Origin of the sequence: Micromonospora sp. NPDC000668 (genome assembly GCF_042897975.1) — a bacterium.
In the GTDB taxonomy this organism is placed as follows: Bacteria; Actinomycetota; Actinomycetes; order Mycobacteriales; family Micromonosporaceae; genus Micromonospora.
This window is the reverse complement of record NZ_JBIAYP010000004.1, coordinates 570,272-591,150: the sequence shown is the minus strand read 5'-3', so window position 1 is coordinate 591,150 and position 20,879 is coordinate 570,272. Positions and strand designations below refer to the sequence as shown.

General features: G+C 74.1%; 17 protein-coding genes. 13 read left to right on the top strand and 4 right to left on the bottom strand.

Annotated elements, in window-relative coordinates; genetic code table 11:
• Positions 1-41: 41 nt before the first annotated feature.
• Positions 42-1,241, top strand: coding sequence for a hypothetical protein (locus ACFY29_RS23540; protein ID WP_386989602.1), 1,200 nt, complete (start codon positions 42-44; stop codon positions 1,239-1,241).
• Between the two features lie 25 nt (positions 1,242-1,266).
• Here ACFY29_RS23540 and ACFY29_RS23535 read toward each other — a convergent pair whose 3' ends face one another.
• A complete protein-coding gene (locus ACFY29_RS23535; RefSeq protein WP_278138018.1) occupies positions 1,267-1,509 on the bottom strand; it encodes a CPCC family cysteine-rich protein in 243 nt (80 codons plus the stop codon).
• A gap of 169 nt (positions 1,510-1,678) precedes the next feature.
• On the opposite strand from ACFY29_RS23535, the gene ACFY29_RS23530 reads away from it, so the two are divergent.
• Entirely contained in the window at positions 1,679-2,263 is a 585-nt protein-coding gene (locus ACFY29_RS23530) for a hypothetical protein (RefSeq protein WP_386989597.1), read from the top strand.
• A gap of 33 nt (positions 2,264-2,296) precedes the next feature.
• Here the strand turns inward: ACFY29_RS23530 and ACFY29_RS23525 are convergent, their stop codons facing one another.
• Entirely contained in the window at positions 2,297-6,979 is a 4,683-nt protein-coding gene (locus ACFY29_RS23525) for a DEAD/DEAH box helicase (protein WP_386989594.1), read from the bottom strand.
• A 178-nt stretch (positions 6,980-7,157) separates the two neighbouring features.
• Between ACFY29_RS23525 and ACFY29_RS23520 the strand changes: the two genes are divergently transcribed.
• The 10 genes from ACFY29_RS23520 (at position 7,158) to ACFY29_RS23475 (ending at position 17,487) form a co-directional block, all read left to right on the top strand.
• Positions 7,158-7,544, top strand: coding sequence for a hypothetical protein (locus ACFY29_RS23520; RefSeq protein ID WP_328424727.1), 387 nt, complete (start codon positions 7,158-7,160; stop codon positions 7,542-7,544).
• A gap of 170 nt (positions 7,545-7,714) precedes the next feature.
• Positions 7,715-10,549: a Na+/H+ antiporter subunit A gene (locus ACFY29_RS23515; RefSeq protein ID WP_386989591.1), complete on the top strand. Its 2,835-nt coding sequence runs from the start codon at positions 7,715-7,717 to the stop codon at positions 10,547-10,549.
• A complete protein-coding gene (locus ACFY29_RS23510) occupies positions 10,546-11,025 on the top strand; it encodes a Na(+)/H(+) antiporter subunit C (protein WP_386989588.1) in 480 nt (159 codons plus the stop codon). The genes ACFY29_RS23515 and ACFY29_RS23510 overlap by 4 nt, the downstream gene beginning before the upstream one ends.
• Positions 11,025-12,530, top strand: coding sequence for a Na+/H+ antiporter subunit D (locus ACFY29_RS23505; RefSeq protein ID WP_386989585.1), 1,506 nt, complete (start codon positions 11,025-11,027; stop codon positions 12,528-12,530). The genes ACFY29_RS23510 and ACFY29_RS23505 overlap by 1 nt, the downstream gene beginning before the upstream one ends.
• The gene (locus ACFY29_RS23500; RefSeq protein WP_386989582.1) at positions 12,527-13,135 is read left to right on the top strand and encodes a Na+/H+ antiporter subunit E; all 609 of its coding nucleotides are present in this window, start codon (positions 12,527-12,529) and stop codon (positions 13,133-13,135) included. Before ACFY29_RS23505 ends, ACFY29_RS23500 begins: the two co-directional genes overlap by 4 nt.
• Entirely contained in the window at positions 13,132-13,395 is a 264-nt protein-coding gene (locus ACFY29_RS23495; RefSeq protein ID WP_355608247.1) for a monovalent cation/H+ antiporter complex subunit F, read from the top strand. The genes ACFY29_RS23500 and ACFY29_RS23495 overlap by 4 nt, the downstream gene beginning before the upstream one ends.
• Entirely contained in the window at positions 13,395-13,754 is a 360-nt protein-coding gene (gene mnhG / locus ACFY29_RS23490; protein ID WP_355608492.1) for a monovalent cation/H(+) antiporter subunit G, read from the top strand. Before ACFY29_RS23495 ends, mnhG begins: the two co-directional genes overlap by 1 nt.
• A gap of 183 nt (positions 13,755-13,937) precedes the next feature.
• The gene (locus ACFY29_RS23485) at positions 13,938-15,305 is read left to right on the top strand and encodes a hemolysin family protein (RefSeq protein ID WP_386989577.1); all 1,368 of its coding nucleotides are present in this window, start codon (positions 13,938-13,940) and stop codon (positions 15,303-15,305) included.
• A complete protein-coding gene (locus ACFY29_RS23480; RefSeq protein WP_355608251.1) occupies positions 15,302-16,366 on the top strand; it encodes a hemolysin family protein in 1,065 nt (354 codons plus the stop codon). Before ACFY29_RS23485 ends, ACFY29_RS23480 begins: the two co-directional genes overlap by 4 nt.
• A 191-nt stretch (positions 16,367-16,557) precedes the next feature.
• Positions 16,558-17,487, top strand: a complete 930-nt coding sequence (locus ACFY29_RS23475; protein WP_386989574.1) for a sporulation protein — start codon at positions 16,558-16,560, stop codon at positions 17,485-17,487.
• 11 nt (positions 17,488-17,498) lie between these two features.
• Here ACFY29_RS23475 and leuE read toward each other — a convergent pair whose 3' ends face one another.
• Positions 17,499-18,170, bottom strand: a complete 672-nt coding sequence (gene leuE / locus ACFY29_RS23470) for a leucine efflux protein LeuE (protein WP_328424745.1) — start codon at positions 18,168-18,170, stop codon at positions 17,499-17,501.
• On the bottom strand, positions 18,170-19,411 hold the full coding sequence (locus tag ACFY29_RS23465) for a bifunctional pyridoxamine 5'-phosphate oxidase family protein/GNAT family N-acetyltransferase (RefSeq protein WP_328424747.1): 1,242 nt from the start codon (positions 19,409-19,411) through the stop codon (positions 18,170-18,172). Before ACFY29_RS23465 ends, leuE begins: the two co-directional genes overlap by 1 nt.
• 34 nt (positions 19,412-19,445) lie before the next feature.
• Between ACFY29_RS23465 and ACFY29_RS23460 the strand changes: the two genes are divergently transcribed.
• Positions 19,446-20,786 carry an aminotransferase class I/II-fold pyridoxal phosphate-dependent enzyme gene (locus ACFY29_RS23460; RefSeq protein ID WP_328424749.1) on the top strand — a complete coding sequence of 447 codons (1,341 nt, stop codon included), beginning with the start codon at positions 19,446-19,448 and terminating at the stop codon, positions 20,784-20,786.
• Positions 20,787-20,879: the final 93 nt, after the last annotated feature.

The following is a 20,879-nucleotide window of genomic DNA, read 5'->3' as shown; positions in this document are numbered from 1 at the left end:
TCCCGACATGCGAGGGTCAGGAGGTTCTGAGGAGAATGCCCATGATGGGACCGCGTTGTCGTATCCGATCGGTCGCCCTCGTCGCCACCCTCACCCTCGGGCTCACCGTCGCGCTCATACCCGCCATCACCGCAGTCCCGGCCACCTCCGCCGCCGGCCACTCGCTCACCCTCGTCGCCGCCCCGGCCGGCGAACGCTGGAACGCTGATCTGTCGGTCGTCGACCGCGACGACGTCAACGTCCGGCGTACCGCCGCCGGGTTGCGGCTGCGCGAGGCCCGGTCCGCCGGGCGCAGCCCTCGCAGCGCGGTCGCCGAAGGGATGCTGCTGACCGCCCCGCGCACCCTCAGCCGGCCGGCAACCCGGGTCCGCGCCGAGATCACCGCCCAGGTCCCCGCCGGCGCCACCGTAGAGGCGCAGGTCCGGGGCTGGCGGGTCAACGGCTGGACCGAGTGGCGGGCCGCCACCGCCGGCGCGGTCTTCGACCGTCCGGTCAGTCGGGTGCAGACCCGGGTGGTGCTCACCGCGCCGGCCGGCGGGGCCACCGCGACGGTACGCGGTGTCCAGCTCACCGCCGACGCGGCCGCCGCCGTCTCCGCCGCCACGCCCGGCCTCACCTACCGGGTGTACGCCACCCGGATCGGCCTGGTCGGCGAGCAGACCGCCAACGGTCGCACCGTGCAGCCGCGGGACCACTTCGTGGCGCTACCGTCGCGGCGTGGCCTGTCGCCGCTCAACAGCGGCGACTACACGGTGCGGGTCTGCACCACCACCGGCTCCCGCTGCGAGTACGCCCCGGTCTGGGACGTCGGGCCGTACCTGCCGCAGGGCCGACCCGAGGCGCAGGCCGCGTACCAGTCCGGCTACAACGGCGGGCGGGACCAGTTCGGCCGCACCGTGCTCAACCCGGCCGGCGTCGACCTGGCCGACGGCACCTTCTGGGACGGCTTGAAGCTGACCACCAACGCCTGGGTGGACGTGGCCTACCTGTGGACCGGTGGCGGGCCGCGCGGGGTGGTGGGCGACGGGCCGCTCAACATCCGTACCGCCGCCAGCACGTCGTCCCCGATCCGGGGCCTTGCCGCCCGGTTCGCCAACGTGCCGATCCAGTGCTACGTCACCGGCCAGTCGGTGGCCGGCCCCTACCGCACCACCACGCGGTGGAACCGCCTGGCCAGCGGGCAGTACGTCAGCCACGCGTACGTCTCCAGCGTGTACGGAGGCGCGGTGCCGGTCTGCTGAGCCGAGTTCGTTCCGTCGGGCGCCGTCAGGGGCGCTCGTCGGGGCGGGCCTGGCGCACCATGTCCTGGTAGCGCGGGTGGCTGGCACCGTAGACGGCGTAGTTGAGGCGGGCGTGCGAGAGGCTGAGATCGCCGTTGGGGCCGCCCCGGACGGCGTCGGCATCGGCGTCGGTCTGACCGTCGTCGGTCCAGAAGCAGACCGGGCACGTCCCGCCGCCGGTCCGGGAGGCGCAGCAGGGACAACCCACGGGAACTACGTGTTCACCCACCGGGGAAGCATTCCACAGTTGAATATCAGCGGGCGACCCGCAGGAGGTCGCCCGGAGCCACCCCAAAGGCCCACCGCCGGCTGGCGGATATGGGACAGGCGCACTGGCCCACCGGCCACTCCCGCCGCCGGGTGCCGTTGGGGAGACTGCCCTGGTGACATGTCGGAGCATGCCGGCCGTCGGAGCGCTCATGGTCGCCGTCGCCCTCACCGCCGGCTGTGGCAGCGACGACGCCGACCGGCCGGACGCCTCGTCCGTCTCGGCTTCGGCGGCCACCGGGCTGCCGGCGGCGCCGATGCCCTCGGTAGTCGCGCCCAGCGCCGGCAGTGCCGCGCCCTCGTCGGCTCCGTCAGCCCGGCCAGTCCTGCCGGCCCCGCCGCCCGCCGCTCCGCAGGGGCCGACTGAGCGCCGGTCCAGCCCGCCGCCGGTGGTGCTGCCCCAGCGCCCGGCCGGGGCGCCCGGCGCGAAGCAGGTCGTCGACGCGTTCGTCGCCGCCGGTCTGAAGGCGACGCACCCGAAGGACCGCTCGGTCGACTGCGGCCCGGACGGGCTCGGCCTGGGCTGTTCCGAGCTCATCGCCACCGACGCCGTCACGGTGTACGTGTTCCCCGACGAGATCAGCGCCAGTGACATCGCGGCGACCTGGAGCGGCCAGTCGTACCAGCGCGGTGCGGTGGTGCTCAACTACCTGGAGGCGAAGACCCCGGCCGCCGACCGCCCGCGCTACGAGAAGGTCCTCGCCAACCTGCGCTGAGCACCGAGCCGGCCGGCCGTTCGGCAGGCGGGGTCAGCCGCGGAGGCGCAGGCCGCGCGGGGTGGCCCGGAAGCCGGCGGCGGTCAGCGCGTCGCGCAGCGCCGACGAGCGCACCGCCTCGCCGTCGGCCCGCTCCACCGACATGGCGCCCAACGCTCCGGAGTGGACAGCGTCGGCGAGCGCCTTGCCGGCCGCGGCGAGCGTGTCGGCGTCGTCGGTGAAGGAGAGCAGCGTCCGGCCGCCGCGCTCCACGTAGAGCACCAGGTCGCCGCCGACCTGCACCACCAGGGCGCCCGCCTTACGGCCGGCCCGGTGCCCGGTCGCGGAGACGGCCCCGTCGCCGGAGTCGACCACCCGTTCCGGCCAGGGCAGCGCCGCACCGTACGGATTGGCCGGGTCGGTGGCGGCGAGCACCGTGGCCGGGGTGCCCCGGCCACGGGCGCCGTCGGCCGGCTCTGCCAGTGCGCGCAGCCGGTCGACCGCGCCGGGCACCGCGAACTGCGCTGCGCCCAGCCCTTCCACGAAGTAGCCCCGGCGGGCCGCGCCGCGCTCCTCCAACGCCGACAGCACCGGGTAGACGGCGGCGAACCCGCCGACCACCTGCTCGGCCATCACCGCGCCGCGAGTGACCACCCCGTGCCGCTCCAGCAGCACGTCGGCGAGGGCGGCGGCGCGCCGGGTCGGGTCGAGGTCCCGCTCCGGCAGCCGCGACCAGCGGCCGGCGACCGTCGGCGGACCGCCCCGGCTGGGCAGCGCCACCCGACCCGGCCGCCGGTAGCGGGTACGCGGCGCGGACGGTCGGGAGCGGTGCGCACCGCCGGCGCCGAGCACCGCGCGTAGCGGGGCGAGGGTGTCGTTGGTGAGGTGACCGGCCCAGACCAGGTCCCAGATCACGGCGGTCAGCGCCGCGTCGTCGGTCGCGCCGACCCGGTCGGCCAGCGGCCGGAAGAACAGCGCCTGCCCGTCGCCGAGTGCGTCGAGCACCGCCTCGTGCAGCGGGGTGCGGGTCAGCGCCTCGTCGGGCGGCGGGAGCAGCAGCGGCGCGGAGTCCGCGTACGCCAGGGTGACCCAGCCGTCGCCGCCGGAGATCGCCCCCGACCCGGCCCAGAGCACCTCCCCGCTGGCGCACAGCTCGTCGAGCTGGGCGGGGGAGTAGTCGGCGACCCGGCCGGGCAGCACCAGCCGCTCCAGGGCGGACGCCGGCACCGCCGCGCCCTGCAACTGCTCCACGGTCGCGGCGAGCGCCTCCACCCCCCGGGCGGACGAGCCGACCTGTTGCCAGCGGGGCAGGAAGGTGGCCAGCGCACGGGGCGGCACCGGCTCGATCTCCCGGCGCAGCGCCGCGAGCGAGCGGCGGCGCAGCAGCCGCAGCACCTCCGCGTCGCACCACTGGGCACCGGCCGAATCCGGGGTGAACTCCCCGGAGACGACCCGCCCGGTGGCGCCGAGCCGGCGCAGCGTCTGCTCCACCACGAACACGCCGAGGCCGAAGCGGGCCGCGCAACTCGCCGCAGCGAACGGCCCGTGGGTGCGGGCGTAGCGGGCCACCAGGTCGCCGAGCGGGTCGGCCACCGGGGCGAGGTACGCCTCGGCCACCCCGACCGGCAGTGCCACGCCGAGCGCGTCGCGCAGCCGGGCGGCGTCCTCGACGCCGACCCAGCGCTGCTGGCCGGCGATCCGGACCCGGAGCACCCGGCGGGCGGCCTCCAGCTCGGTCAGCCAGGTCTCCGGCGCGCCCCGCTCGGCCAGCTCCGCGGTGCTCAGGTCGCCGAGCACCCGCAGGAGCTCGACCACGTCCTCGGCGTCGCGTGGGCGGCGCTGCTCGGTCAGCCAGCGCAGCTGCCGCTCGGTCTCGGCGAGCACCGTCGGGTCCAGCAGTTCGCGGAGGTCGACCCGGCCGAGCAGCTCGCCGAGCAGCGTCGAGTCCAGGGCGAGCGCGGCGGCGCGCCGCTCGGCGAGCGGGGCGTCGCCCTCGTAGAGGAACGCCCCGACGTAGCCGAAGAGCAGTGACCGGGCGAACGGGGACGGCTGGCTGGTCTCCACCTCGACCAGCCGCACCTTGCGGTTGGCCAGGTCGCGCATCAGCCCGGCCAGCGCCGGCTGGTCGAAGACGTCCTGGAGGCACTCCCGGGCGGCCTCCAGAGTGACCGGGAAGTCGGCGTACTCGCGGGCCACGTCGAGCAACTGCGCGGCACGTTGCCGCTGCTGCCAGAGCGGTTGGCGGCGGCGCGGGTCGCGGCGGGGCAGCAGCAGCGACCGGGCGGCGCACTCCCGGAATCGAGCGGCGAACAGCGCCGAGGTGCCGACCGACTCCTCCACGAGCTGGGCGATCTCGTCGGGCTCGAAGACCACCACGTCGGCGCCCGGTGGCTCGTCGGCGGTGTCCGGCAGGCGCACGACGATGCCGTCGTCGGAGGGCATCACCTGAGCGTCCACCCCGTAGCGCTCGGCCAGCCGGCGGCCCACCGCGAGGGCCCACGGCCCGTTGACCCGCGCACCGAGGACGCTGTGCACGGCCAGCCGCCAGTCGCCCAGCTCGTCGCGGAACCGCTCGACCACGATCGTCCGGTCGTCGGGCAGCGAGCGGGTGGCTTCCCGCTGCTCGCGCAGGTACGCCATCAGGTTGGCGGCTGCCCAGTCGTCCAGCCCGCCGGCGCGCAGCGCGGCCAGCGCCGCCTCGTCGGTCTGGCGCAGCAGGGTGCGCACCCGGGCGCCGATGGCGCGGCCCAGCTCGACCGGCCGGCCCAGCTGGTCGCCCTTCCAGAACGGCATCCGGGCCGCCTGCCCGGGGGCCGGCGAGACCAGCACTCGGTCCGGGGTGATCTCCTCGATCCGCCAGGAGGACGAGCCGAGCAGGAAGACGTCGCCGACGCGCGACTCGTAGACCATCTCCTCGTCCAGCTCGCCGACCCGGGCGGCGCGCTCGGCGCCGGCCAGGAAGACCCCGAACAGGCCCCGGTCGGGGATGGTGCCGCCGCTGGTCACCGCGAGCCGCTGCGCGCCGGGGCGGCCGGTGAGCACATCGGTGGCCCGGTCCCAGACCAGCCTGGGGCGCAGCTCGGCGAAGGCGGTGGACGGGTAGCGGCCGGAGAGCATGTCCAGTACGGCGTGCAGCGCGGAGTCGGGCAGCTCGGCGAAGGGCGCGGCCCGGCGGACCAGCACGGCCAGGTCGCCGACCCGCCACGGCTCCAGTGCCACCATGGCGACGATCTGCTGGGCCAGCACGTCCAGCGGGTTGCGCGGGTAGTGCAGCTCCTCGATCGCGCCGTCGGTCATCCGCTCGGCGACCACCGCGCAGGAGAGCAGGTCGCCGCGGTGCTTGGGAAAGACCACCCCGCGGGAGACCGCGCCCACCTGGTGCCCGGCCCGGCCGACCCGTTGCAGCCCGGCGGCCACGCTCGGCGGCGCCTCGATCTGCACCACCAGGTCGACCGCGCCCATGTCGATGCCCAGCTCCAGGCTGGAGGTGGCCACCACCGCCGGGAGCTGGCCGGACTTGAGCGCCTCCTCGATGTGCTTGCGCTCCTCCCGGGAGACGCTGCCGTGGTGCGCCCGGGCGATCACCGGCGTCGCGCCGGTGGCCGCGCCGGACTGGGCCATGACCTCGGCCGGCGGCCGGCTGCGGACCGGACCGGCCGGGCCACCCCACCGCGGCGCGTCGCCCACCGGGCCGTCGTCGCCCGCCGGGCCGTCGCCCGGCGACCACCCGTCCGGTACGCCGACCGCGCCGTTGCCTGCCTGCGCGATGGCCTGCGCGCTGGCCACCTCCTCGGCGGCCAACTCGTTGAGGCGCGCGCAGAGCCGCTCGGCGCTGCGCCGGGAGTTGGTGAAGACGATGGTGGAGCGGTGTGCCCCGATCAGGGAGAAGACCCGCTCCTCCACGGCCGGCCAGATCGAGGCGCGGCGCGGCCCGGGACCGCCGAAGGCGTCCTCCGACGGCTGCTCCTGCTCGTCCAGGCGGGTCATGTCCTCCACCGGGACCTGCACGCTGACCTCGATGGTCTTCGGCGTGGCCGGCTGCACGACGTCGACCGGCCGGGCGCCGCCGAGAAAGCGGGCGCAGGCGTCGATCGGCCGGACGGTCGCGGAGAGGCCGATCCGCTGTGCCGGGGCGGGCAGCAGCTCGTCGAGACGTTCCAGCGAGAGGGCGAGATGGGCGCCGCGTTTGCTGCCGGCCACCGCGTGCACCTCGTCGACGATCACCGTCTGGACGCCGCGCAGTGAATCCCGGGCGGCGGAGGTGAGCAGCAGGAACAGCGACTCGGGCGTGGTGATGAGGATGTCCGGTGGGGTGCGGGCGAAGGCTCGGCGCTCGTCGGCCGGGGTGTCGCCGGTGCGCATCCCGACGGTGATGTCGGGCGGGGCGACGCCGAGCCGGGTCGCCGCTTGCCGGATGCCGGCCAGCGGGGCGCGCAGGTTGCGCTCCACGTCGACGGCGAGCGCCTTGAGCGGGCTGACGTAGAGCACCCGGCACCGCTGTCGGGCCTCGGCCGGAGCCGGCTCGCGGGCCAGCCGGTCCAGCGACCAGAGGAAGGCCGCGAGCGTCTTGCCGGAGCCGGTGGGCGCCACGACGAGGGCGTTGCGGCCGGCGGCGACCGATCGCCAGGCGCCGGCCTGGGCGGCGGTGGGCGCGGCGAAGGCGGCGTCGAACCAGGCGCGGGTGGCCGGGCCGAACCCGGCGAGCGCCGCGCCGGTGTCTGCGTCTGCGCCGGTCACCGGTCCATCGTGCCCCGCTGGTACGACAACCACGAACGATCCACGGTGGAATGTGTCCGGCTGAACGGCATAAGCACCGAACGCGCGCTTAATACGTTAAGTCTCACTTAACTGCTTGCTTCTGAGGAGCAACATAAAGTAACTTCACTCGCAACGCGAACCGGGGTGGGGGGATCGGATGGCCGGCGAGCAGCGCAACGTCGAACCCGGCACCGATGTGCTGATCCGCAAGGTCGACAGCCACCTCGCCACGCTCCGCGGCGGCCTGCACGGTGCCGAGCTGCAGCTCGCCGAACGCCTCGCCCGCTGCCTGCGCGAGTTGGTCGTCTCGACCGCCCAGGCCAGCGCCGCCGACCGCGGCCAGGTCCGCGTCGCCGTCCACTACTTCGTGCTGCGCCGGGAGAGCCGTGGCCGGCTGCTCTCGGTGCGGTCGCTGGCCGCAGCGGAGCGGGTGGTCGACAAGGTCGCGCGTCAGCTCGGTCGCGTCGATCTGCTCGCCGAGTTGGCACGAGGCCGCCCGGCCAGCGACGACACGGTGCCCGTCGAGGACGCCCTGCTGCGCTGACCGCCGACGATGTCCGCGGCCTGCTGCCGCACCTCGCACGCCTGGCGCACCCGCCCGTCGCCGGCAGCGCACGAATTCCGGCAAAACGGCCCGGCGAGCGACGAACTGACGTCTGATCGCTGCTAGGCGCCACCGCTGTCCGGCGTCGGCCACCTCGATCGGGAGCGCGAGTGCTGGTACTGCTCATCCTCCACCTCGTGGCGGCCCTATCCGCGCCGCTGCTCGTCCGGTGGTGGGGGCCACGAGCGTGCTACCCGCTGGCGCTGGCGCCGGCCGCCGCGTTCTGCTGGGCGGTGGCCCGCACCCCGGCCGTCAGCCACGGCGGGGCGGTGGTCGAGACGTACCCGTGGATCCGGCAGTTGGGCCTCGACATCGCGCTACGGCTCACCACGCTGTCCTGGCTGATGACCCTGCTGATCGGCGGCATCGGCGCGCTGGTGCTGGTCTACTGCGCCCGGTACTTCGCCGCCGGCTCGACCGGGCTGGCGCAGTTCGCCGGGGTTCTGGTCGCCTTCGCCGGCGCGATGCTGGTCCTGGTCTTCGCCGACGACCTGCTGCTGCTCTACGTGGGGTGGGAGCTGACCACGATCTTCTCGTACCTGTTGATCGGCCACAGCACCGAACGGCGGTCCAGCCGGTGGGCGGCGGCGCACGCGCTGACCGTCACCACGCTGGGCGGGTTGGCAATGCTGGTCGGGTTCATCATGCTGGGCGAGCACGCCGGCACCTACCGCTGGTCCGAGATAGCCGCACAGCCGCTGCCCGGCGGCGGGTACCTGGTCACCGCAGTGCTGCTGATCCTGACCGGCGCGCTGTCCAAGTCGGCGGTGCTGCCGTTCAGCACCTGGCTGCCGGCCGCGATGGCGGCACCCACCCCGGTCAGCGCGTACCTGCACGCCGCCGCCATGGTCAAGGCCGGCGTCTACCTGATCGGGCTGCTCGCGCCGGTGCTCGCCACGGTCGGCCCGTGGCGGCCCGTGGTGCAGGTCGCCGGCCTGGCCACCATGCTGTTCGGCGGCTGGGCGGCGCTGCGGCAGACCGACCTGAAGCTGTTGCTGGCATACGGGACGATCAGCCAGCTCGGTCTGCTGGTCACGGTGACCGGGGCCGGCACCCCGGACGCCGCCCTGGCCGGCACCGCGATGCTGCTGTCGCACGCGCTTTTCAAGGCGGCGCTGTTCCTGGTCGTCGGCGTCATCGACCACAGCGCCGGCACCCGCGACCTGCGCCAACTGTCCGGGCTGCGGCACTGGTCCCGGCCGCTGTTCGTGGTCGCTGTGCTGGCCGCGGCGTCGATGGCCGGGTTGCCGCCGCTGGTCGGCTTCGTGGCCAAGGAGGCAGTGTTCGCGGCGTTCACCGACCAGCCGGTGATCCTCGCTGGTCTGGTTGCCGGGACGGTGCTCACCGTCGCGTACAGCGCCCGCTTCCTCTGGGGCGCGTTCGCCGACCGGCCCGGCGTGGAGCCGGTCCAGGCAGGCCGGGTCGCCGGGTCGCTGCTGGTCCCACCGGCCGTGCTGGCCGGCGCCAGCCTGCTCGCCGGCCCGGCCGCCAGCGTGCTGGACGGCCTGCTGCGCCCGTACGCCGATCTGCTCGGCGGGGTGCACGCGCATCTGGCGCTCTGGTCCGGACCGAGCCCGGCGCTCGGCCTGACCGTGCTGGCGCTCGCCGGCGGCGGCCTGCTCTTCGCCCTGCGCGGACCGCTCGCCCCGGTGCTGGCCCGGACCCACTCGCCGATCACCGGCAGCCAGGGGTACGAGTGGATCGTGGGCCGGTTCGACCGGATGGCCATCGAGTTCACCGGAGCGACCCAGCGTGGCTCCCTGCCGCAGTATCTGGGCATCATCCTGGTCGTCCTGGTGCTGCTGCCCGGCGGGGCGATGCTCGCCGCAGGCCCGTGGCACGCTCGGATCCCGCTCTGGGACTCCGCGCTGCAACCGGTTGTCGTGGTGGTGATCGCGGTGGCCGCGGTGCTGGCGGTCGGTGCCCGCCGCCGGCTGACCGCGATGCTGCTGGTCGGGATGACCGGCTACGGCATCGCCCTGCTGTTCGTCCTGCACGGCGCGCCCGACCTCGCGCTCACCCAGTTCCTGGTGGAGACCGCGACCATCGCGGTCTTCGTGCTGGTGCTGCGCCGCCTGCCGGAACGGTTCTCGGCCCGCCCGCTGCGCCGCAGCCGGTGGGCCCGCCGGGCGATCGGGGTGGCGGCCGGCGTGGTGGCCGCCGGGCTGGCCCTCGTCGCGGCGGGCGCCCGCCGGGCACCGGAGATCTCCGCCGCCTTTCCGGACCTGGCGGTGGCCCAGGGGTACGGCCGGAACGTGGTGAATGTGACCCTGGTCGACATTCGGGCCTGGGACACCATGGGGGAGCTGTCGGTGCTGGTGGTGGCCGCGACCGGGGTGGCCAGCCTGGTCTTCGAGCGGTCCCGCGGCGGGCCACGGCCGCGCCGACCGGGGTCGGACAGTCGGGCCACCCGAACCGGCCGGCCGGTGTGGCTGCGTGGAGGGCCCACCCTGCACGAGGAGCGGCGGTCGATCGTCCTGGAGGTGGTCATCCGGCTGATCTTCCACACCGTTGTGCTGTTCTCCCTGTTCCTGCTCTTCTCCGGGCACAACGCGCCGGGCGGCGGCTTCGCCGGTGGGCTGGTGGCGGGTCTAGCCCTGGTGGTCCGCTACCTGGCCGGCGGCCGGTACGAGCTGGCCGAGGCGGCCCCGGTCGGCGCCGGCACGGTCCTCGGCACCGGGCTGGCCGTGTCGGTGGGCACGGGCGTGGTGGCGCTGCTGGCCGGCGGATCGGTGCTGGAGAGCGCCAAGGTCGATCAGTCCCTACCGCTGGTCGGCGACGCCCACCTGGTCACGTCGCTCTTCTTCGACGTCGGCGTGTACCTGGTCGTGATCGGGCTGGTGCTGGACGTCCTGCGCAGCCTGGGAGCCGAGGTGGACCGGCACATCGAGGCGACCGGAACCGCCACCGGCGGGCTCGCCGTCGACAAGGGGGACCGGGCATGACCACCGGCGGCGCGGGGCCCACGCTGGTGCTGGTGCTCGCCGTCGGGGTTTTGGTCGGGTGCGGGGTGATCCTGCTGCTGGAGCGCAGCCTGACCCGGATCCTGCTCGGCGTGATCCTGATCGGCAACGGGGTCAACCTGCTGATCCTGTTGGGCGGCCGGTCCGGTGGGGCACCGATCGTCGGCACCGGCCCGGTGGACCGGATGAGCGATCCGCTGCCGCAGGCCATGGTGCTGACCGCCATCGTGATCACCTTCGGGTTCACCGCGTTCCTGCTCGCCGTGGCGTACCGCAGCTGGTATCTCACCGGCGACGACGAGGTGCCCGACGACCTTGAGGACCAGCAGATCATCCGCCGGGCCGAGCGCAACGAGACGGGCGTCATGGACGTCGGTGGGGAGGGCCCGGACGAGGATCCGGAGCAGGTCGATCCCGAGCCCGCCCGGCGTCGGCTGCGGCGCGGGGACGAGGCGTGATGAGCGCGCTGCTGCCGCTGCCGGTGGTGGTGCCGCTGCTCGGTGCGGCGCTGACCCTGCTGCTGGCCGCCCGGCCCCGGCTCCAGCGGGCGGTCAGCACGCTCTGCCTGAGCGGCACACTCGCCGTGGCGGTTCTGCTGCTGGTGCAGGCGTACCGGCACGGGCCGGTGGTGATGGCGGTGGGCGCCTGGCCGGCGCCGGTCGGCATCGTCCTGGTCGCCGATCAACTCGCCGCACTGATGCTGGTGGTCTCCTCGGCGGTCACCCTCTGCGTGCTGCTCTACTCGATTGGCCAGGGCGGCAGCGAGAGGGACGAGACCGCGCCGGTGGCCATCTTCCACCCGACATACCTGGTGCTCACCGCCGGCGTCACCAACGCGTTCCTCGCCGGTGACCTGTTCAACCTCTTCGTCGGTTTCGAGATCCTGCTGGCCGCCAGCTTCGTGCTGATCACGCTGGGCGGCACCGAGACCCGGATCCGGACCGGCTCGACGTACGTCGTGGTCAGCATCCTCTCCTCGATGATCTTCCTGACCGCGGTGGGACTGGTGTACGCGGCCACCGGCACACTCAACCTGGCCCAGCTCGCCCAGCGCCTCGACGACCTGCCGGACAGCGTCCGGCTGACCCTGGAGCTGATGCTGCTGCTCGGCTTCGCGATCAAGGCGGCGGTCTTCCCACTGTCGGCCTGGCTGCCGGACAGCTACCCCACCGCGCCGGCCCCGGTCACCGCCGTCTTCGCGGGGTTGCTCACCAAGGTGGGCGTCTACGCGATCATCCGCACCGAGACGCTGCTCTTCCCGGGCGGGCAGGTCGACGGGCTGCTCATGGTCGTCGCCGGGCTGACCATGCTGGTCGGCATCCTCGGCGCGGTGGCCCAGTCGGACCTGAAGCGGCTCCTCTCGTTCACCCTGGTCAGCCACATCGGCTACATGATCTTCGGGGTGGCGTTGAGCACGGCCGCCGGCCTCGCCGGCGCGATCTTCTACGTGGTGCACCACATCACCATCCAGACCACGCTGTTCCTGGTCGCCGGGCTGGTCGAGGAGCGGGCCGGCAGCACCGACCTGCGCCGCCTCGGCGGGCTGGCCCGGATGGCGCCGCTGCTCGGCGTGCTGTTCTTCGTCCCGGCGATGAACCTCGCCGGGGTGCCGCCGTTCTCCGGCTTCCTCGGCAAGCTCGGCCTGCTCCAGGCCGGGGCGGCAGCCGGCGGTCCGTTGCCCTGGGCGCTGGTCGCGGCCGGAACGCTGACCAGCCTGCTCACCCTCTACGTGGCCTCCCGGGTGTGGAACATCGCCTTCTGGCGGTCGCCCCGGCTGGCCACCGCCGAGCCCGCCGTCCGAGTGCCCACGCTGATGCTCGGGGCCACCGGGGGCCTGGTCGCGTTCGGGCTGTCGCTCACCGTGCTGGCCGGCCCGATCTTCGACGTCACCGCCGACTCGGCCGCCGACCTGATCTCGCGTACCCCGTACGTGCGGGCCGTGCTGCCGGGTGGCGCACCGTGACCGGCCCGCGCGGGACGGCTCCGGCGGCCGCCGGCCCGCCCCCGCGGCGGGGTCGGCTCGGGCGCTGGCGGGACCAGGCGCTGGCGCTCGGCTGGCTGGTGGTGGTCTGGAACCTGCTCTGGGGCGAGGTCAACTGGGCCAACCTGGCCGGCGGCCTGCTGGTGGGCGGTGCGGTTCTGCTGTTCTTCCCGCTACCGCCGGTCACCTTCGGCGGCCGCCTGCGCCCCTGGGCGCTGCTGGTGTTCGCGGTCAATTTCGGCACGGAACTGGTGAGCGCGAGCCTGCACGTCGCCCGCATCGCCGTGCAGCCCGGCTACCGGCCGCGCGGGGCGATCATCGCGGTTCAGCTGCGGGTGCCCACCGACCTGAACCTGGCGCTCACCGCCGAGGCGGTCTCGCTGGTGCCCGGCACGCTGATCCTCGAGCTCGACCGGGATTCCGGGACGCTCTACCTGCACGTGCTGGACACCCACGGGCCGGCGGACCTGACCGCCGCCCGGGAGCGCACCCTCGCCGTCGAGCGGCGGATCATCCGCGCGGTGGGCTCCGCCGCCGAGCTGCGCCGCGTCCAGTCCGATCCCGTCGAGAAGGGTACCCGCCCGTGACCACGTTCCTGGCTGTCGTCCTCACCGCCCTGCTGTCGGTGACCGCGCTGCTCGCGCTGGCCCGGCTCTACCGGGGCCCATCGCTGCTGGACCGGGTGATCGCCGCGGATGTGCTGCTCGCCACCATGGTCGGCGCGGTGGGCGCCGAGGCGGCGGTCAACCGGCACGCCACCACGCTGCCCGTGCTGGTGGTGCTCTCCCTGCTCGGCTTCGTCGGCACGGTGTCAATGGTCCGCTTCGCCGTCCGGGAGCAGCCGTGATCGGAACGATCGCGGACTGGCTCGGTGCCGGTTGCCTGGTGGCCGGCGCGCTGCTCGGCCTGGCCGCCGGGATCGGCGCCCTGCGCTTTCCGGACGCGCTGTCCCGGATGCACGCGGCCACCAAGCCGCAGGTGCTCGGGGTGCTCCTGCTGCTGCTCGGCATCGCGCTGCGGCTGCGGAGCCCGGCGGATCTCGGCATGATCCTGCTGGTGGGGGTCTTCCAGCTGGCCACCGTGCCGGTCGCGGCGCAGATGGTCGGTCGCGCGGCGTACCGGTCCGGCCGGCTGGACCGAAATCTGCTCGACGCGGACGAACTGGCCGGACGCAACCCGGGTGGCGGCCGGGCAGGACCGGCGTGACGATCGAACGGCGGCGCGTGAACCGGACGATCGGGCCCCTTCGGCCCACCCCCAGCGGAGTCCCAGACAGCGCCGATAAAATAGCGACATGATCGACTCGTCTGCCCAGGAGGGCAGCAGTAGCCAGCCGGGTTGTGCCCGGCATCTTCCCGCCCCGACGACCCCGGGAGCCCTGAGCGACCCGTGTTGATCGTCGTTGGCCTTCTTCTGATTATCGTGCTCACCGCCGCCACCGGTTACTTCGTGGCGCAGGAGTTCGGCTATGTCGCCGTGGACCGGGGCAAGCTCCGCCAGCTCGCCGATGACGGCGACCAGGCCGCCGCCCGGGCCCTGGCCGTCACCAGCCGGCTCTCCTTCATGCTCTCCGGAGCGCAGCTCGGCATCACCGTCACCGCACTGCTGGTCGGGTACGTCGCTGAGCCGTTCCTCGGCGGCGGCCTCGCCGACCTGTTCGGCCTGGCTGGCCTCAGCGAGGCGGTCAGCCTGCCGCTGTCGGTGGCGCTGGCTCTGATCTTCGCCACCGTGGTGCAGATGGTCCTCGGTGAGCTGGCCCCCAAGAACCTGGCCATCGCCCGGGCCGAGCCGCTGGCCCGAGTGCTGAGCCGCTCCACCCTGGTGTACCTCGCCATCGCCGGGCCGGTGATCCGGCTCTTCGACCGGGCGTCGGTGCGGCTGCTCCGCCGGATCGGCATCGAGCCGATCGAGGAGCTGCCCAGCGGTGCCACCCCTGCCGACCTGGAACAGATCATCGCCGAGTCCCGCGAGGAGGGCACGCTGGACGCCGAGATGTCCACGCTGCTCGACCGAGGTCTGGACTTCCGGGAGCTGACCGCCGGCGAGGCCATGGTGCCCCGGGTCGACGTGCACACCGTACGGGCGCACGAGCCGGTGAGCCGGGTGGTGGAGTTGTTGGACACCGGTCACTCCCGGTTCCCCGTGCGCGGCGCGGACGGCGTCGACGACCTGATCGGCATCGTCGGCATCGCCGACGTGCTCGGCGTACCGCCGGGGGAGCGGGCCACCACCCCGGTGAGCGCGGTGGCCGGGCCGCCGCTGCTGGTGCCGGAGACGCTGCCGCTGCCCACGGTGCTCGACCGGCTGCGGTCCGGGCACCGACAGATGGCCTGCGTGGTCGACGAGTACGGCGGCTTCGCCGGCGTGATCACGTTGGAGGACATCGCCGAGGAGCTGGTCGGCCCGATCCGGGACGAGGACGACCCGCCTGAGCGGGCGCCCGCCCGGCAGGACGACGGGTCCTGGGTGGTGCCGGCCCGCTGGCGGATCGACGAGGTCGCCGACAGCACTGGCATCGCACTGCCTGAGGCCCCGGAGTACGACACCCTCTCCGGGCTGGTCATGCGGGAGCTGGGCCGGGTGCCGGAGGTCGGCGACCGGCTGGAGATCAGGCTGCTGCCCGAGGGTGCCGACGCCGAGGACGGCGAGGCGGAGCCCCGGGCGTTGGTCGAGGTGCTGGCCGTGGACCGGCACGTGGCCGACTCGGTCCGGCTTCAGCTGACCGAGCCGGGCGAGCGAAGCGAGGTGTCCGCATGAGCCCCGGGATCGCACTGTTCGTCTCGGTGGTCCTGCTGGCGCTGAACGGGTTCTTCGTGGCCGCCGAGTTCGCCCTGATCGCCAGCAAGCGGTACCGCCTGGAGCAGGCGGCGGCGAGCGGCGGCCGGGCGGCCCAGGCCGCGCTGGACGGCGTCCGCGAGCTGTCGCTGATGCTGGCCGGTGCGCAGCTCGGCATCACGCTGTGCACCCTGGGGCTCGGCGCGCTGGCCGAGCCGGCCATCGAGCACCTGCTCAGCCCTCTGCTGCACGCCGTGGGTCTGCCGGACGCGGCCAGCCACGGGATCGCTCTGATCTTCGCACTCGGTGTGGTCACCTTCCTGCACCTGGTGGTGGGGGAGATGGCGCCGAAGTCGTGGGCGATCACCGACCCGGAGCGCTCGGCCATCCTGCTCGCGCTGCCGTTCCGTGCTTTCGCCCGGGTGTCCCGGCCGGTGCTCTCCGCGCTCAACGCCATGGCCAACGCGATCCTGCGGCTGTTCGGGGTCAACCAGCAGGATCAGCTGGCCCAGGTGCACGGCCCGGACGAGCTGCGGATCCTGCTGGAGCAGTCCCGCGAGCACGGGTTGCTCGGTGCCGAGCAGCACCAGCTGCTCACCAGCATGCTGGAGTTGCAGGGCACATCGGTGGCGCAGGTGATGGAGCCGTTCGCCACCATGGTCACCGTTGGCAGGGACGACCCGGCCGAGCGGATCGAGCAGGTCAGCCGGGACAGTGGCCGGTCCCGGCTGGCGGTGCTGGACGAGGCGGGTGACGTCTGCGGCCTGGTGCACGTCCGGGAGGCGGTGCGGGTGGTCACCGCCGGCCGCAGCGCCACCGTCGGGGAGCTGATGACCCCCGCGTTCACCCTGCCCGCGACCTCCTCGGTCACCGAGGCGGTGGCCGCGATGCGGGCCCGGCAGTCCCAGCTCGCGCTCGTGCGCAACGGGGGCGGCCCGGCCCGGCCGATCGGTTTCGTGGCGCTGGAGGACCTGTTGGAGGAGGTCATCGGCGAGTTCGACGACGAGACCGACACGGTGCCGCGCGGCCGCCGCATGAGATGAAACCGGAGGGGTGGTTTCTCTTCGCGGAAGTTGAGGTGGCCACGCGCGGGGTCCGCGAGAGTTGAGGGGTCCACGCGTGGGGTCCGCGATTCTTGAGGTGGCCACGCGCGGGGTCCGCGAGAGTTGAGGGGCCACGCGTGGGTCCGCGGGGGTTGAGGTGGCTGTGAGCGTGGCCTGGTGGAGGGGGCGCGGTGCGGCTGACGGGGGTGTCCCGGGAGTCCGGCTGGACCGGGCTGTCCGTGCAGACCACGCTGGCCAATCCGAGCACCCGACCGGGCCTGCGCCTGCCAGGGCGAGTGACGCTGGCGGCCGGGCCGCACGACGTACTGGTGCGGCACATCCGGCTCGGCCTGGTCACCACGGTCGAGCCGGATGACCCGGCCGCTGCTCGGCGCCTGATGCAGTTCTGTCAGGTGCCGATCGCCGGCCGGTTCGTCGTGCCGGCCGGTCGCCGGCGAGCGGTCGACTTCGCGATGCCGTTGCCGTGGGAGACCCCGGTGACCATCTTCGGCGGGGTGCCGCTGCTGAACCTGCAGATGGGGCTGCGGACCGAGGTGTCCGTCGACCCGGAGCTGGATCAGGGCGCCATGGTGCCGGTCTTCGTGCACCCGATCCCCACCCAGCAGCACGTGCTGGCGGCGCTGGAGACGCTGGGTTTCGTGATCCGCCAAGCCGGGTTGCAGGAGGGTGGGCTGCCCGGGGTGGAGCACACCCTGCCGCTGCACCAGCGGTGGGGCTACTGGGTGGCGCCGCTCTACGCCGGCCCGATCACCGAGCTGGAGGTGATCTTCGTGACCAACTCGGCGGGTCTGGAGGCGATTCTCTGGATGGACCGCCGGCTGGCGCTGGCCGGGATCACCCACCAGAGCATCAGCCGGTTCCGGATCTGGCACGCGGACGCCGACCGGCGGGACTGGGTCACCACCGTGGACGGCTGGTTGCGCCACGCCATCAACCGGCACGCCGCCGCAGCCGCGCACGCCGACTGGTCCGCGCAGATCAGTGAGTCCGCCCATGTGAGCCGCCATCCCGACGAGCCGGTCCGGCCCGGCTTCGGCCTCGGCGGCACCGCTGGCGGGGCCGGCGTCGGTGGTGGCGGCTCCGGCGGTGACGGCACCTGACCAGGGTCGGGTCAGCCGGCGCTGGCGGTGGCGAGCTTGAGGCTGAAGGCGAGGAAGAGCGCGGCGACGGCGGTGGTGCCGCCGGCAGCGAGCCGGCGGCGCTGGCTGAACTGCGCGGCCAGGAAGGTGCCCGCGAAGATCAACGCGGTCAGGTAGAGCGCGCTGGTCACCTGAGCGATCAGCCCCAGCAGCAGGAACGACAGCGCCGGCCAGGCGTAGCCGGGGTCGACGAACTGGATGAAGAACGAGATGAAGAACAGGATCGCCTTCGGGTTCAGCAGGCTGATCACCAGCGCCTTGCGGAACGGGCTGCGCATCGCCGCCGGCTCCGCGGCGTCGATGAGCCGCGGCGTGCTCGGGTCGTTGCGGTCGCGCCAGCGCCGCCAGGCGCCGCGCAGCATGGTCACCCCGACATACCCGAGGTACGCGGCGCCGACGTACTTGATCACCATGAACACCGGCGGGTACGCCTTGAGCAGCGACGCCACCCCGGCGGCGGAGAGGAACATCAGCACCCCGTCGCCGACGAACACCCCGCCAGCGGCCCGGTAGCCGGCCCCCACGCCCCGTTTGGCGGCGGTGGAGAGCACGAAGAGTGAGTTCGGCCCGGGCAGCAGGATGATGGCCACGGTGCCCAGCACGTACGTCCAGATGTCGGTGATCCCCAGCACGCCCGCCATCATCACGCCACCGGTGCCGTCCGGCGAAGCCTTTCCCGGAGCCTGAGCTGTGCGTTCGGCCACTCATCGACGGTCATCGCGTACTGCACGGTGTCCCGCCAGGAGCCGTCCGGGCGTTGCCGGTGCATCCGCAGCACGCCCTCCCGGGTGGCGCCGAGCCGTTCGATGGCCGCCTGCGAGCGTTCGTTGCGGATGTCGGTGTGCCAGGCCACCCGCACCGCGCCCAACTCGTCGAAGGCCCGACTGAGCAGCAGCAGCTTCGCCTCGGTGTTGATCCCGGTACGCCACCACGGCCGGCCCAGGAAGGTGTACCCGATCGCGACCGACCGCCGTTCCGGGTCGATCTCGTAGTAGGACGTGCTGCCGACCACCGCCCCGGTCGCCGCGCAGCGCTGCACCCAGGGCACCCGCTCGCCGCGGTGCTGCGCGGCCAGCGCGGCGGCGATCACCTCGGCGGTCCCGTCTGGCGCGCTCGGTGCCGCGACGTTCATGTGCCGCCAGACCTCCTCGTCGGCGGTGGCGGTGTGCAGCTCGTCGGCGTGGGCCAGGTCCAGCGGCTCCAGCCGGACGTGTTCGCCGCTCATCGGGGCCGGGTCGTGCCAGGGCGTGCGGGGCGCCCGGAGGTACGCCGGCAGCGGCGCGGTGACTCCGGCGTCCGGCTCCGGCAGCCCGGCGGTCAGCCGCAGCGGCAGGACCCCGGCCCAGTGCGGCAGGTGCAGGTCGGCCTCGTCCTCGCGGACTCCTCCGCTGCGGGCCCGGACCGACACCTCGCGCAGCGGCAGTGCCAGTACGGCGGTCTCGGCCAGCTCCCGCCGGCTGGGCGGACGGCTGTCCGCGCTGCGTCCCGCGCCCACCTTCTCCACCAGCGCGGTGAGCATGGCGGTCTTCTCCCGCTCGTCGGTGACCAGCCGGGCGGTGCCCAGCGCGACCACTGAGCGGTAGTTGGCGCTGTGGTGGAACTGGGAGCGGGCGTAGACCAGGCCGTCGAGCAGGGTCACCGTGACGCAGACCGGCAGCCCGTCGCCCCGGGCGGCGAGCAGCGGCCGGCTGCCGGTGGAGCCGTGCAGGTAGAGCGTGTCGCCGATCCGTACGTGCAGGGTGGGCAGCACCCGCGGCTGGCCGTCGACGGTGAACCCCAGCGCGCAGTGGTACGCCTCGTCGAGCACGGCGTGCGCGGCGTCCCGGTCGTAGCTCATCTTGTCGCGGGAACGGTTGGGGGTGGTCCGGGCGGTGGGTGGGTACATGCTCGCCCCTTTGTTCTAGTACAATCTCTGATTTGTGTCAGCACGCTATCAGTTCGCCGGGACGACGGCCGTCGCGATTTCGGCCAGCATCGAGTCGGGCATCCGTACGGGTGCCCTGCCACCCGGGACCGCCCTGCCACCGGTCCGGGTGCTCGCCGCCGAGCTGGGCGTCAGCCCGGCCACCGTCGCCCGCGCCTACCAGGAGCTGCGCCAGCGCGGCCTGCTCGCCACCGCCGGGCGGCACGGCACCCGGGTGCGCCCCCGCCCACCGGTGGCCGCCCGGCGCTCCGCGCTGCGCCCGGCGCCGTTGCCCGGTGCCCGTGACCTGTCCCGGGGCGAGCCCGACTCCCGGCTGCTGCCCTCGCTCGGCCCGCACCTGGCGGCCCTCGCCGCCGAGGCCGGCCCGCCGGTCGGCTACTCCACCGCCGGAGTGCTGCCCGAGCTTGCGGTGGCGGCCCGCGCCCGGCTGAGCGCCGACGGAGTGCCGGCCGGGGAGCTCACCCTCACCGGTGGCGCGCTGGACGGCATCGAGCGGCTGCTCGGCGCCCACCTGCGGCCCGGCGACGCGGTGGCGGTGGAGGATCCGGGCTGGGCCAACCTGCTCGACCTGGTCGCCGCGCTGGGGCTACGCCCGATCGGCGTACCGCTGGACGACGAGGGTCCGCTGGTGGCCGGGGTGGCGGCCGCGCTGGCCGCCGGTGCGCGGGCGCTGGTGGTCACCAGCCGGGCGCAGAACCCGACCGGCGCGGCCGTCTCCGCCGCCCGGGCCGAGGCGCTGCGGGCGCTGCTCGCCGGCCGGCGGGACCTGCTGCTGATCGAGGACGATCACGCCGCCGAACTGGCCCGCGTACCCCTGCACCCGCTGGCCGGGGCGACCCCGAGCTGGGCCTTCCTCCGGTCGGTGAGCAAACCCTTCGGCCCGGACCTGCGGCTGGCCGTGCTGGCCGGCGACGAGACCACGGTGGCCCGGGTGACCGGCCGGACGCGGGTGGGCGCCGGCTGGGTCTCCACCGTGCTGCAACGACTGGTGCTCGCGCTGTGGCGGGACCCGGCGGTCGCCGAGCTGGTGGAGCGGGCGGCGGAGAGTTACGAGCAGCGGCGCGAGGGGCTGCTGGCCGCGTTGGCGGAGCACGGCCTGACCGCGCACGGCCGCAGCGGCATCAACGTCTGGCTGCCGGTGGCCGACGAGACCAGCGCGGTCACCGCGCTGCGCGACGCCGGCTGGTCGGTGGCCCCCGGCAGCCTCTACCGAATCGCCGCCCCGCCCGGCCTCCGCATCACCATCAGCCCTCTCGCCACGTCCGATCTCGCCCCGCTGGCCGCCGCGCTGGCCCAGGCCGCGGACCCAACCCCACTCCCCGGCTTCTCCACCTGACCCACCTCTCCCCGACCAGGTCCCGTCCAGGACAGAAAGCGGGAGATCGCGACGGTTTGGGCTGCGTGGGGTGGGTATGCGGAGCGCCGGAGG

What these genes read in the sequence shown, in the direction of transcription:
- ACFY29_RS23530 (WP_386989597.1), top strand. Translation starts at nt 1,679, where the DNA reads ATGCCGGCCGTCGGAGCGCTCATGGTCGCCGTCGCCCTCACCGCCGGC.
- ACFY29_RS23510 (WP_386989588.1), top strand. Translation starts at nt 10,546, where the DNA reads ATGACCACCGGCGGCGCGGGGCCCACGCTGGTGCTGGTGCTCGCCGTC.
- ACFY29_RS23480 (WP_355608251.1), top strand. Translation starts at nt 15,302, where the DNA reads ATGAGCCCCGGGATCGCACTGTTCGTCTCGGTGGTCCTGCTGGCGCTG.
- ACFY29_RS23505 (WP_386989585.1), top strand. Translation starts at nt 11,025, where the DNA reads ATGAGCGCGCTGCTGCCGCTGCCGGTGGTGGTGCCGCTGCTCGGTGCG.
- ACFY29_RS23540 (WP_386989602.1), top strand. Translation starts at nt 42, where the DNA reads ATGATGGGACCGCGTTGTCGTATCCGATCGGTCGCCCTCGTCGCCACC.
- ACFY29_RS23465 (WP_328424747.1), bottom strand. Translation starts at nt 19,411, where the DNA reads ATGTACCCACCCACCGCCCGGACCACCCCCAACCGTTCCCGCGACAAG.
- leuE (WP_328424745.1), bottom strand. Translation starts at nt 18,170, where the DNA reads ATGATGGCGGGCGTGCTGGGGATCACCGACATCTGGACGTACGTGCTG.
- ACFY29_RS23520 (WP_328424727.1), top strand. Translation starts at nt 7,158, where the DNA reads ATGGCCGGCGAGCAGCGCAACGTCGAACCCGGCACCGATGTGCTGATC.